The sequence below is a fragment of the Brevibacterium zhoupengii genome, assembly GCF_021117425.1.
GTDB classification, from domain to species: Bacteria; Actinomycetota; Actinomycetes; order Actinomycetales; family Brevibacteriaceae; genus Brevibacterium; species Brevibacterium zhoupengii.
On record NZ_CP088298.1, the window covers coordinates 1308903 to 1321534 of the forward strand.

General features: G+C 63.7%; 10 protein-coding genes. 5 read left to right on the top strand and 5 right to left on the bottom strand.

The window, feature by feature from the left end:
- Positions 1-16: 16 nt before the first annotated feature.
- Entirely contained in the window at positions 17-934 is a 918-nt protein-coding gene (locus LQ788_RS05900; protein ID WP_231445879.1) for a 1,4-dihydroxy-2-naphthoyl-CoA synthase, read from the bottom strand.
- Between the two features lie 44 nt (positions 935-978).
- Here LQ788_RS05900 and LQ788_RS05905 point away from each other — a divergent pair, with 44 nt between their 5' ends.
- The gene (locus LQ788_RS05905; protein WP_231445880.1) at positions 979-2082 is read left to right on the top strand and encodes an o-succinylbenzoate synthase; all 1104 of its coding nucleotides are present in this window, start codon (positions 979-981) and stop codon (positions 2080-2082) included.
- On the opposite strand, the gene LQ788_RS05910 is transcribed toward LQ788_RS05905, so the two are convergent.
- A complete protein-coding gene (locus LQ788_RS05910) occupies positions 2066-2770 on the bottom strand; it encodes a hypothetical protein (RefSeq protein ID WP_231445881.1) in 705 nt (234 codons plus the stop codon). The genes LQ788_RS05905 and LQ788_RS05910 overlap by 17 nt on opposite strands.
- Positions 2771-2793: 23 nt before the next feature.
- Positions 2794-4326 carry an alpha/beta hydrolase gene (locus tag LQ788_RS05915; RefSeq protein WP_231445882.1) on the bottom strand — a complete coding sequence of 511 codons (1533 nt, stop codon included), beginning with the start codon at positions 4324-4326 and terminating at the stop codon, positions 2794-2796.
- A 59-nt stretch (positions 4327-4385) separates the two neighbouring features.
- On the opposite strand from LQ788_RS05915, the gene LQ788_RS05920 reads away from it, so the two are divergent.
- Positions 4386-6314, top strand: coding sequence for a thiamine pyrophosphate-binding protein (locus tag LQ788_RS05920; protein ID WP_231445883.1), 1929 nt, complete (start codon positions 4386-4388; stop codon positions 6312-6314).
- Positions 6315-6431: 117 nt separating this feature from the next.
- On the opposite strand, the gene LQ788_RS05925 is transcribed toward LQ788_RS05920, so the two are convergent.
- Together LQ788_RS05925 and LQ788_RS05930 are read right to left on the bottom strand one after the other, a co-directional pair.
- Complete coding sequence (locus tag LQ788_RS05925) at positions 6432-7898, bottom strand: HNH endonuclease (protein WP_231445884.1); 1467 nt, start codon at positions 7896-7898, stop codon at positions 6432-6434.
- A gap of 174 nt (positions 7899-8072) precedes the next feature.
- The gene (locus tag LQ788_RS05930; protein ID WP_231445885.1) at positions 8073-9437 is read right to left on the bottom strand and encodes an isochorismate synthase; all 1365 of its coding nucleotides are present in this window, start codon (positions 9435-9437) and stop codon (positions 8073-8075) included.
- Between the two features lie 148 nt (positions 9438-9585).
- Here LQ788_RS05930 and LQ788_RS05935 point away from each other — a divergent pair, with 148 nt between their 5' ends.
- Genes LQ788_RS05935 through LQ788_RS05945 form a run of 3 tightly spaced genes read left to right on the top strand, consistent with a single transcriptional unit; the run spans position 9586 to position 12631 of the window.
- Positions 9586-10278: a demethylmenaquinone methyltransferase gene (locus LQ788_RS05935; RefSeq protein ID WP_231445886.1), complete on the top strand. Its 693-nt coding sequence runs from the start codon at positions 9586-9588 to the stop codon at positions 10276-10278.
- Entirely contained in the window at positions 10275-11576 is a 1302-nt protein-coding gene (locus LQ788_RS05940) for a geranylgeranyl reductase family protein (protein WP_231445888.1), read from the top strand. The genes LQ788_RS05935 and LQ788_RS05940 overlap by 4 nt, the downstream gene beginning before the upstream one ends.
- Before the next feature lie 29 nt (positions 11577-11605).
- On the top strand, positions 11606-12631 hold the full coding sequence (locus LQ788_RS05945; protein ID WP_394801329.1) for a polyprenyl synthetase family protein: 1026 nt from the start codon (positions 11606-11608) through the stop codon (positions 12629-12631).
- Position 12632: the final 1 nt, after the last annotated feature.

Here is a 12632-nt window from a genome sequence, read left to right on the forward strand (position 1 = left end):
CATGGAGTTGACGCGCTCAGTAGTACCAGGGGTAGGGGGACCAATCGGGGTCGCGTTTCTCCAGGAAGGAGTCGCGGCCCTCGACCGCCTCATCGGTCATGTATCCCAGGCGGGTGGCCTCACCTGCGAAGACCTGCTGGCCCATGAGACCGTCGTCGAGGAGGTTGAAGGCGAATTTCAGCATCCGCTGGGCGTTGGGAGACTTGCCGAGGATCTCCTTGGCCATGGTCAGCGCCGCGGTCTCGAGGTCTTCGTGGTCGACGACCTCGTTGACGGCGCCCATGTCGGCCATGTCCTGGGCAGAGTAGGTGCGCCCGAGGAAGAAGATCTCGCGGGCCTTCTTCTGTCCGACCATCTTCGCCAGGTACGCGGAGCCGTAGCCGGCATCGTAGGAGCCGACATCGGCGTCGGTCTGCTTGAACTTCGCATGCTGGCGAGAGGCGATGGTCATGTCACAGACGACGTGGAGGCTGTGGCCGCCGCCGGCCGCCCAACCGGGAACGACGGCGATGACGATCTTGGGCATCGTGCGGATGAGTCGTTGGACCTCGAGGATGTGGAGGCGACCGGCGCGGGCCGGGTCCACGGATTCGCGGGTCTCGCCGGAGGCGTACTGGTACCCGGAACGTCCGCGAATGCGCTGATCGCCGCCGGAGCAGAAGGCCCAGCCGCCGTCGCGTGAGCTGGGACCGTTGCCGGTGAGCAGGACCGCGCCGACGTCCGAGGTCTGACGGGCATGGTCGAGGGCCCGGTAGAGCTCGTCGACGGTGTGGGGGCGGAAGGCATTGCGGATATCGGGACGGTCGAATGCGATGCGCACGCACCCCAGGTCGGTGCCGTCGGGTTTGACCGCGCGGTGGTAGGTGATGTCGGTGAAGTCGAATCCGGAGACTTCACGCCACTGGGAGGGGTCAAAGATTTCAGAAACCGTCATGACCCCAAGCCTATCGCCTGTCGACTGGCCGATAGTCTTGCCTCATGGCTGATGTGCAGCAGTTTCCGGAGTCGATCGCCGAGCTCGTGCCGAAATTCCATGTTCTCAAGCTTCCCATGGTCACTCGGTTTCGGTCGATCACCGAACGCGAGGTCATGCTCTTCGAAGGGCCCGATGGGTGGGCCGAGTTCTCCCCATTCACCGAATACGGATCGGTCGAATCCTCCCGCTGGCTGCAGGCCGCACTCGAGTTCGCAGGTCTGCTGCCGGAGTTCGCGGGTCCGCTGCCGGCTGCCGAGGCTGGCAGCGGCACGGTTGATTCTGCGCCTGAAACCGTTGGCCAGAGTGTTGCCGTCAACGCGACCCTGCCGGCATGTGCGACCGCGGAGGTGGGGCCGATTCTTGCTCGCTATGGGCCCGTCGGCACTGTCAAAGCGAAGGTGGCCGAACACGGGTTCGCCTCGTTGCCGGAGGACTTGGACCGGTTGCGCGAATTCCGGCGGCTGTTTCCTGAGACGACTCTGCGCCTTGACGCGAATGCCGGTTACGAGCTGCCGGAAGCGCTTGCCGCCTGCACAGAATTCGCGGAATTCGACCTGCAGTACTTCGAGCAGCCGGTTGCGGCAGTTGAGGACATGGCACGACTGCGTGAGCAGCTCTCGGCACGGGAACTGCCCGTGGTCTTGGCCGCAGACGAGTCGATCCGAAAGGCCGAAGATCCGGTGAGAGTCGCCGAACTGGGCGCCGCCGAGGTTGTCATCGTCAAGGTCCAACCACTGGGTGGTATCGCTGCCGCACGTTCAGTCCTGGAAGCCTGCGGTCTGCCGGCTGTTGTGTCCTCGGCGTTGGAATCCTCCGTCGGGTTGGCCGCCGGTGCTCAGCTGGCGGCCACGCTGCCGCGCACCCAGCGAAGCCGAGAGCTTCTCGGCGAGCACCCTGCGTGCGGTCTGGGCACGGCGCGGCTCTTCGCCGAGGATGTTGTGGGGTCCGCCCAGAGCCTGAGACCTGTCGACGGGCAGATACCGCTCACGCGAATCGTCCCGGACCCACAGCGTCTGGAGACGCTGGCAGTGGATCCGGGACGATTCGACTGGTGGGAGAAACGGCTGCAGGAGTGCTGGACTGCTCTGCTCAGCCGGCGTTCTTGACTGCCTCGACGAAGGCCGCTGCGGTGTCAGGAACGATATTCTCATCGCCGGTGTCGGCGATGTTGGCGGCGGTGACGATGTTGTTGCCCACACGGCTGGTGACGGTGTCGGTGTTGAGAACGGTCTGGCCACCGGCTTCGATGTTGGCACGCACGCCCACGGTCTCGTCGGCGCCGTCAACGGTGGCGTCGAAGGTCTCGTAGGACATGTTCATCTCGATGCCCTGGGACTTGATGGTCACATCACTGCACTTCTCGGCGATCTTCGTCGAGTTCTTGAGCTGAGAACCGGCGGCATCCTCATCGGCCAAGCTCATAAGGGCAACGCTCAACGTGTTGTCTGCGGAAGCTCCTGCCAAGGTGGTGCCGTTGCTCGACTCGCTGGCGTTGAGGGCAGACATTGCCAGATCCTTGCACTCGGCAGGCTCGTATTCGGCACTTTCGAGAGCCTTGATGGCTTCGCTGCCCGAGGCGTCTCCGATGTCGACCGACTTGAACGACTGGCCACCGGCATCGGTGGATTCGATGATCTTCTTGAGCTGAGCTTCGTCGAGCTGCTTCGCCTCGGGTTTTTCGGCGGCCGCGGACTTCTGCTCTCCTGCAGCATCTTCTTTTGCGGGCCCGGATCCCGAACAGCCTGTCAGGGCCAATCCGGCGATGAGAGCGATGGCGGGGAGTACGCGTTTCATAGGTGACCTCTCGGAGTCAACGTTCAATCAGAAGGAGGAAAGGCGGTCACGATTTTGTGACCGTTATAACCATAAACAGAAGTTGCATTCGAGTTGGCATCGACATGTGCCGAATCCGACACATCTGTTGTTTCGGCTGCCGGCTCGTCTTCCTGCGCCGAGGCGATGTGCACTGTCGTGACCTCGGTCTGGCCCACGGTTGTGAAGTGCTGAGTGCGCTTGCCCGGGATGATCGGGTCGTGCATGGCCGCGGCCAGACGACCCGTGAAGGTCAGGCGCCCCTTCTTGTCGGCCCGTTGCGGATAGTCGTTTGTTCCTGTGGGTCCGACGACGGAGATGTCGTAGCGGCGGCCCGGTTCATACAGGCCCGGCGTGCGGACTCGGAAGCTTCCGGTACCGGTCAAGGAGAAGCCCGCCGCGCTGACCGAACCGAAACACACGATCTGGGCCCGTCGTCGTGAGATCTCGACTCGCCACCCGTGGATGTCGAAGAGGGCATGGCCTGTCAGATACGAGAACTCGCCACCGTCGGCGACCCGGGGACCACCTCGGCGCTCGATGCTGCGACGGTCGGAGCTGGCATAGTCACGTTGGCGGCGCAGGGTCTTCAGCCAAGCTCCCAACTCGCGTTCCCAGCTGGTCCAGTTGTGCAGACCCGTGGTGCGGGGGAACCACGAGTGGCGGATTCCGAGTGAGTTCAACCGCGCGGAGAAGCGTTCTCCCTGCTGGTTGACCATGGACTCGAGGAGGTCACGGTCCTTTGACTCCTCGAGGCTGCCTGAGCCGGCGCTGAGCCACAGGTGCAGGCCCTGGAGGTTCTCCGCCAGGCCGTAGGGGGAGTTCGCGATCCATTCGCTGCGGTCGGCGACGGGATCGCCGAACAGGGTCATCGACTTTGCGCCCTCTCGCATGGCGATGATGTCGAAGGCCGGTATCGCAGACAGGGGGTCGAGTGGGGAGGAGAAGGCCGCGGCCCAGCTGTAGCGGTCCGGATGCCAGGCGGCGTATTTCATTGCCCCGTAGCCGCCCATGGACAGCCCTGCCAGGAGTTGGTTCTCCGGGGCGAAGTCCACCGAGAAGTTCTTGGCCAGGAATTCCGGGATCTCCTTGGTGTGGAAGGTCGGCCAGTCGTGGACCTCGCTGCCGACAGCCACACGAGAGTAGGTCCCTGCTCCTGCATCGGGCATGACGACCAGGTAGGGCGAGTCGAGTGTGAGCTCCTCGGCCGCACCGAAGTCGGTCCATGATCGGAAGTCATCGCCGCCGCCGTGATAGAGGTGGATGACCGGGCTGACCTCCTGCGGGATTCCGGGCAGCAGTACGCGCACACCGACGGTGCGACCCAGCGCGGGGGAGTAGATGAAGAACTCCCGCAGTCGGTTCGACAGCTTGCGTTTATCGCGGATGTGCCACTTCCTCGCGTCCTTGCCGCGAGGCTCGGGACCGAGGAACGAGCTGTTCTGGTCGAGGGTCGGGAAGCGTCCTCTGTGGGAGCGGGCGGCAGTCAGCGAACGGATTGCACGCGCCCCAACCGCGAAAAGAATCGATCGGCGCATGGGTCAACCGTAGAGAGTCAACGTGAACCGCAGGTGGGTTAGTGGTTGAATATCAGGTGATGTTGAATTCGAGCGCAGTAGCGCAGCAGATTGCCCGTGGGGTGGCTTCGTCCGGAGTCACCGAGGTCGTCATCGCGCCTGGTTCTCGGTCGGCGCCGTTGATCTATGCGCTCGCCCCCCTCGCCGAGGCGGGGGTGGTCCGTACGCATGTGCGCATCGATGAGCGTGATGCTGGGTTCCTGGCATTGGGGTTGGCGCGAGGTCTGCGCGCGAAGCAGAGTCGTGCCGGTGGCGCTGGGGCGCGAGCCAGTGATGCGGGCGCGCGTGCCGGAGCCGTTGCCTTGGTGACGACTTCAGGTTCGGCGGTGGCGAATCTGCATCCTGCGGTGCTCGAGGCCTCCTACGGTCATCTTCCGCTCATTGCAATCACGGCAGACCGTCCCGCCCGACTGCGGGGGACTGGTGCCAATCAGACGATCGACGACCAATCGCAGGTACTCAGTGATGTGCGGGCCCACGTCGATGTGCCCGCGGGAAGTGCTGACGCAGGTCGCCTGTTCGCCGAGGCAGTTGCACATTCGCTGGGCACTGGTGCAGGCGCAGGTTCGGGCACGGGCACAGATTCGGGCCCGGGCACAGCTTCGGATTCGGATTCGGACTCGGGCATGGGCACGGGCGAGGCCGGCCCCGTCCAGTTCAACGTGCAGTTCGATGTGCCTCTTGTGCCGACAGTGACGGAACTCGCCGAGTGGAAGGCAACAGCGCAGTCATTAGCGGCTGGGGGCGCGAATGAAGCCTCGAAAGCTGAGTTCGCGTTCGCGGACTCAGCTGTTGTCGCAGACTCAGCCAGAGACGTTTCCGTGACGGTTCTCCCGGGCACGGTCATCGTCGCCGGTGACGCAGGTGGTCACTCAGCCCATGTGTTGAAGTCATTGGCCGAGGAATACGCGATCCCTGTTCTGGCCGAGCCCTCGAGCCCCCTGACTTCCGAACTGCGAGGCTCGCGGTCCGCAGTCCCGGCACACGCGAGGGTGCTCAACGAAAGCGAGGATCTGCGCACAGCGATCAAGTCCGTGATCGTGCACGGAAAACCGACTCTGACCAGACCTGTTGCTGCTCTGCTTGCCGACTCCGAGGTATCGGTCCAGCGTTTGCCTGATGATGTCGACGCTGTGTCACTCTCGGTCCGGCGGTCGGAATCACCCGCGGTCGCCGCTGGTACCGGCAGCGGCGGCGACAGCACTGCCTCCGACGCTGCGGCCGACCCCAACACCGTCTCCGGCGGGACACACTTCCACCCGAGCGTGGACACGAGCTGGCGAGATGAGTGGGTGAGAGCCGGTGAAGCAATCATCGCCCAATCGCGTCAGGCACGTGGGGCCGAGTCGACGCAATCGAGCGCACGAGCGATCACCGAACAGTTGGCCAGCCGGGCGATCAACCTCTTCGCGGCGAGTTCAAATACGATCCGCTATCTCAGCGAAGCCACCGATGTCCGCGCGCACGTTCACGCGTCGCGCGGGCTGGCTGGTATCGATGGTCTGGTCTCGACGGCGGCTGGGCTGTCCCTTGGTCTTGGCAAGCAGGTGGTGCTCGTCATCGGTGACATCGCAATGCTCCACGATGTCGGCGGCCTGCTAACGCCGAGCGCAGAAGAGGCTGGGGACGTGATCATCGTCGTCCTCAACGATGATGGTGGTGCGATTTTCTCCGGCCTCGAGCATTCGCAGGAACATGTGGCGCCGTACCTCGAAAGATATTTCACCGTTCCTCACGGTCGAGATTTCAAGAACCTCGCTGCAGGCTATGGATGGGAGTACTCCCGGGTGGGATTCCGCAAGGAGTCCAGTCTGCTCGACGATTTCATCGCGGAGTTCGAATCCAATTCAGAGATCGAGACAGCCGCGCGTGGTGTCGACGCATTGGAATCAAACCAGGTGACGCGGATGCGACGCGGCCGCCGGATCATCGAAGTTGACCTGACCTGAATACACCTGCACCGAACTGATCTGAGGTCGGGGTGGTCCCGAAGTCCTCTGATATCTGGGCCGCGCGGGGATTGCAATTGGCTGGAAGGAATGCAGCTCCTCAGCCGCATTGCCTGTTCAGCCGGTATCTCTGAGGACTAGCTTCTCGAAGAGATCTTCTACGGGGCTCGGGGTGAGGAAGTCGACAACGTCATCTCTCGTCTCTTCGGTGGAGGTCGTGTTCGTCTCCGTCGAAGAAGCCGTGTTCGCATTCATGGTGGAAGTCGTACTCGGATCCGGCGGTGGATGACTGAACTTGGTGACGAACGGGGGAATGGCTGTTTCGTATTCTTCGCCGGTGGGCGTGGAGACGGTGAGGTCATCGGCAGTTGCCTCGTGCTTCCACCCGGGATGTTCCTTGGCGTAATTGCAGGCCGCGCACAGTCCGGACGCGTTGGACCACTCAGTTTCGCCGCCCTCGGCGACCGGAGTCACATGATCGGCGTGCTTGATCGGGGCGTCGCACCACGGTGTCCGGCAGACATCGTCACGGAAGACGACCATTCGTCGCAGCAGACCACGGAACGTGCGTTTGCGCGAGTCCATGCTGACCAGCTGTCCTGTGTCCGGTGATGTGAACATGCGCCGAATGAAAGTTCTGGCTCTATTCGCCGCCAGGAAGTTCCGTGCCGTCTTCGCAGGAAGCGGGCCATAGCTCGGAATCCACGCGGGAACCCGTCCGTCTGAGAAGAGACTCTCGGCTTCCATGACGACGTGGACTTCGGTGGGCACGCTGTCGGCAGAGTCCTGACCGGTAAGACGTTCCACGAAGATATCGGCCATCAGCTGATTGCGGGTACGGTCGAAGTCCTGGCCGATCATCCTGCGCTCGGCGGCGGTGGCCTCCAAATTCTCATAGGCAGCGACGGCCTGCTGCAGAGGCAACGTGGCACTGAGCTGTGCCATGCCGTTGTTGAGCGCCTTCAGGGACACATGACGGTCTGCCCTCGCCGATTCGGCTCTCTCATGTGCATTGTCGGACGACACATTGGCCGCCAGCGCGCGAGCTTCTGTACGCAGTCGGCGACTGCCGGCTGCCGAAGCCCGGTCTTTGAGTTCCTCGTCGACGAATTCACGCTCTTCGGGAGTGAGCCAGGAGGTCTCATCGGCGATGATGCGAGCTTTGGCTTCGGAGATGGATCCGCTGGCCAGGGCCTCAAACGTGCGGGGCAGATCGTTGACCACAGCTTTCGAGGTCGATAGAAATTTTCGTCCGGTCGAGGGCGATACTCTCTTGGCCAAGGCGATCTCATTGCCAGCGTATTTTCCCTGTTCCCGCTTCGGTACATCGTTGGCGGCGTCTTCGCGCTGGCGGTGCTGGTGAAAAGCCACAGCCTCTCGCGCCTGAGCAGCTGCCGCGGCCGACGTGAGCTCCTCGAGAGCGCGAATGCGAGTCTGAGCTTCCCACGCATCATCTGCCGGTTCGAGATCACGCAGTGTCTGGCACCACCGACCGATATCGGTGGTGATGCCCGGTGTCCGGGCCCACGAACCAGGACCCCGATATTCGGGGTGGTCCGGGTCGTTCGCGGGATGCGTGAACATGTGACAAGGGTATGCCGAGGCACTGACACAGCCACTGACACGAGCCGCCAGAACCTTGACGCAGTGTCAATCCGGTGAGGCCACTGGCCTGTCAATCCGGCGAAGCAGTCAGACTATTATTTCAACCCCAGCGCCTGGTTAGTCCAACCGAGCGTCCAGTTACCCTGACGCGCGTTATTCCAACCCCAGCGCACGGCGCATCGGAGCGAATTTGGCTTCGGTCTCGGCCACCTCGGCGAGGGGATCCGAATCGGGCATGATGCCCGCACCGGCGAACAGACGGATCCGATTGCGGTCCTCGAGCTGTCCACAGCGCAGAGCGATGCCGAACTGTCCGTTGCCGCGATCGTCCATCCAGCCGACCGGTCCCGAATACCGTCCGCGATCAAGTGGCTCCAGCTCATCCACGTGGGCGACCGCGCTGGCCTGCGGGTATCCGCCCACAGCGGCGGTCGGATGCACGGCGGCTGCGATGTCGAGGGCATTGAGGCAGGAGTCCTCCGGCAGGTGCGCAGAGGCGTCGGAGGCCGAATGGATGACGTTGGCCAGAGGCAGCAGGTGCGGTCGCTCATCGACGCTGACATCGTCGGCGACAGAGCTGAGACTGCGCTGCAGTGAGGCGATCGCGAAGGCGTGCTCGGTGCTGTCCTTGTGCGCGCTCAGCAGCTTCCTGGCCGCAGGCATCTCCGAGGTCGGGTCGTTCTCCACCCGATACGTGCCCGCGAGCACGCGCGAGGTCACACGGGCGTTCTCCACCCCGATGAGCAGCTCCGGGGTGGATCCGATGAGACCCGCGACATCGAAGGTCCAGCAGCTGGGGTAGCTGCGGTTGAGCTCACCCAGCACGGACCGCACATCGATGTCATCATCGGAGGTGACCAGCTCGTCCCGAGCCAGCACGATCTTGCGCAGCGTGGAATCCTCGGTGAAGGGGTCCACCTCGGCGGAGTCTCCGACGGGGGTGAGCATCTGCGAGACCTTGGCGACCAGGTCCGCCCACGAGGAACTGTCAAGATCACCGGGGGAGGACGTCGCCGAGGTGACCCGGCGCAGCGGTTCGGACTTGAGCACCGGTGGGACCGGGGTTGCGCCCTCGGTCATGATCGATGTCATCCAGACGCGCCCGCCTCGGCGTCCGAGGACGAATTCGGGGATATGGATGAGGGAGTCGACCTCGGACTCGCCGGAGTAGGCGACTGTGGCGAAGCACATCAGTCCCGAGCCGAGCATGTCGACCTCGTCTTCGATGCTCGCGGCGTCCGTGATGGCCTTCCAAGCACTGGAGAGCTCGGTGAAGCGGTCGCGGCCGCGGGCGCGGATGCGCAGTGTGCGGCCGAAGCCGATGAGGCCCGAGGTGTCGCGGACCCAGCAGGAGAACGCCGAGGTGGGCAGGAGTTCCAGCGTCTCCTCGACGGAGGTGGGAAGCCCGGATTCGAATGGGAAACCCGGGCCCGGTTCGACGTCGTCGACGAAGCGAGAACTCACGTGCAGGCGCGGGGGTGCGGTGCAGATGTCAGAGGTGCTGAAGGTCGTAGTCATTTCAGCCCCACTCTAGTCCAGAAAATCGTCGCATCCGCCCCAGCGAATTCGCCGAAGTGCGCTGACTGTGGCGAGTTCCACACGGCGAACAGCAGGGAAACCGGCCCGCGAATTCGCCCCCGGGTTCAGGTGTTGAGACAATGGTGGCATGAACCGTGCTCAGCTGGACAAGCAGCCCGACGACGTCGCGTCGATGTTCGATGACGTCGCCTCCCGCTACGACCTCACCAACGACGTGCTCACCTTCGGCCTGGCGCGCACCTGGCGCCGGACGGTCGCACATTCGGTGGCTGCCGGCCCCGGCGAACGTGTCCTCGATCTTGCAGCCGGGACGGGAACGTCATCGATGACATTCACCCATCACGGCGCCGAGGTCGTCGCCGGCGACATCTCACAGGGCATGCTCTCCGAAGGGCGCCGCAGACACCCCAAGATCGACTTCATCTACGCCGATGCGATGGACCTGCCGTTCTCCGATGCCAGCTTCGACGTCGTCACGATCTCCTTCGGCATTCGCAACGTCAATGACGTGGACACCGCATTGGCAGAGATGCTGCGCGTGCTCAAGCCCGGTGGCCGCCTCATCATCTGCGAGTTCTCGACCCCGACATTCGACCCCTTCAGCCTCGTCTACAAGGAATACCTGATGCGGGCCCTGCCCGCTGTGGCGAAGGCTGTGTCCTCGAACCCCGAGGCCTATGTCTACCTCGCCGAGTCGATCCGCGCCTGGCCTGACCAGGACGAATTCGCTCAGCAGATCCTCGACGCGGGCTTCGACCAGGTCAAGCATCGCAACCTCACGGGCGGAATCGTCGCCGTCCACCACGCCCTCAAGCCGTGAACGAATTCTCCGCCGAGGTCATCGTCGTCGGGGCGGGTCCTGCCGGATCGGCCATCGGCACCTACCTCGCTCAGGCCGGCCATGAGGTCATCATCCTGGAGAAATCCGGGTTCCCCCGCGACAAGATCTGCGGCGATGCCCTGACCCCGCGCGCGGTCAAAGAGGTCGGCTACCTCGGTATGGAGACCCCCGAATCCGAGGGGTGGCACAAGAACCGGGGACTGCGCCTCATCGGCGGCGGGCATCGGTTGGAGATCGACTGGCCCGATATCGACGGCACCCCGAACTATGGGCTGACGAAGCCGCGGATGGGCATGGACGAGGCATTTGCCCGTCACGCCCAGCGCAGCGGTGCCAGGCTGTTCGAGCAGGTCAAGGCCATGTCCCCGGACATCGGCGAGGACGGCTGGATTCAGGGCGTCCACGCCTCCGGCACCGACCATCGTGGTCGCAGGGTGGGCCCCGAGGCACACTTCAGCGCCCCAATCGTCATCGCCGCCGACGGCGTCTCCTCACGTCTGGCAGTGGCCATGGGCTTGGAGAAGCGCGACGACCGACCGATGGGTGTGGCCGTGCGCGCCTACCATTCCTCGCCAAGGCATGCCGACGACTACATCGAGAGCTGGGTCGAGATGCGCTCGCGCAATTCGGCAGGCGAGTCCGAGGTTCTGCCCGGCTATGGCTGGCTCTTCCCCCTGGGCGACGGCACGATCAACATCGGTGCCGGTCTGCTGGACTCCTCGCCTCAGTTCGGATCCGTCGACTTCCGCACCATGATGGGACAGTGGATCGCGGACATGGGGCACGAATGGGGCATCGACGAATCCACTTCGTTGGGGCCGATCAAGTCCGCGGCACTGCCGATGGCCTTCAACCGGACTCCGCACTTTCACAAGGGACTCCTGCTCGTCGGTGATTCGGGTGGGATGGTCAATCCATTCAACGGCGAAGGCATCGACTATGCCCTCGAGTCCGCTCGTCTGGCCGCCGAGGTGATCTCCACTTATTCCCGCTACCCGAAGCATGTGATGCGTGAGAAGCTGCAGGAATACCCGGCACTCGTGGGCGACTCCCTGGGCGGCTACTTCACTCTGGGACGCGTTTTTTCCGCCATTATCGGCCACCCTGCACTCATGCAGTTCGGAATCAAGTACGGTATGGGTGTTGACGTTGTGATGGAGTTCGTCGTGAAATTGTTGGCGAACCTCTACCGCGACCCGAAGGTCTCTGAGGCTGATCTCATCGACCGGGTGATTTCAGCTCTCACCCGAATCGTGCCTGCCACCAGCAATGCATGAGCTCAGCAGCGACTACAACTCTGACTACGATGAATGACGAGGACATGAGCCACCTAGCCTCTCCGGCGACTTTTATTGGTGCCGATGCCCAGCTTGCGGCGGATATCTCCACACAGTTGGAAGCCGTCGAGCGCAGGCTCTACGAAGTGACCGAGCAGACACGGAAGCTGCCGGACACCACCTCCAAACATCTCCTCGCGGCCGGCGGAAAACGGGCCCGCCCCAATCTGCTGCTGCTCACTGCCCGCCTCGGCGAGGCGAACCGTGACGCGATCATCGATGCAGCCGTTGCTGTGGAGCTCATCCACCTGGCCTCCCTGTACCACGATGATGTGATGGACGATGCTCCCGTGCGCCGTGGTGCACCTTCCGCGCACGAGGTGTGGGGCAATTCCGTGGCCATCCTCACCGGCGATCTCCTGTTCTCAAAGGCCTCGGGCGTCACCGCGAAGCTGGGTCCAGAGGCTGTGCGGGTCCAGGCCGAGACCTTCGAACGTCTCGTCCTCGGTCAGCTCAACGAATTCGCCGGCCCGCCGGAGGACGCGGATGCGATCGAGCACTACATTCAGGTGCTCGCGGACAAGACCGGATCCCTCATCGCCACCTCGGCGCAGTTCGGGGTCATGTTCTCACAAGCGGATCAGGCCCTGGCCGAACCCGTGCGGATCTTCGGCGAACGCGTCGGCATTGCCTTCCAACTCGCCGATGACATCATCGACCTGACGACCACCTCGTCGGTGTCGGGCAAGACTCCGGGCACTGACCTGCGCGAACGCGTCCCCACCCTGCCGGTGCTCTACGCCAGGGCCGCCGCAGCCGGCGGTGACGCGACCGCCGCCGAGGTGGTCGAACTTCTGGACGCGGACCTGAGCTCGGACGAGGCTCTCGAATCCGCCCGTGCCGCTCTGGCCGCCCACCCGGTGACGGCCCGAGCCCGCGCCGAGGCGGTTCGCTGGGCTGACGATGCGAAGGCCGCTCTGGCACCGCTGCCCGACGGTGTGGTCAAGGAATCTCTGTTCACGTTCGCTGATTCTGTAGTCACCCGCAGCGCCTGAC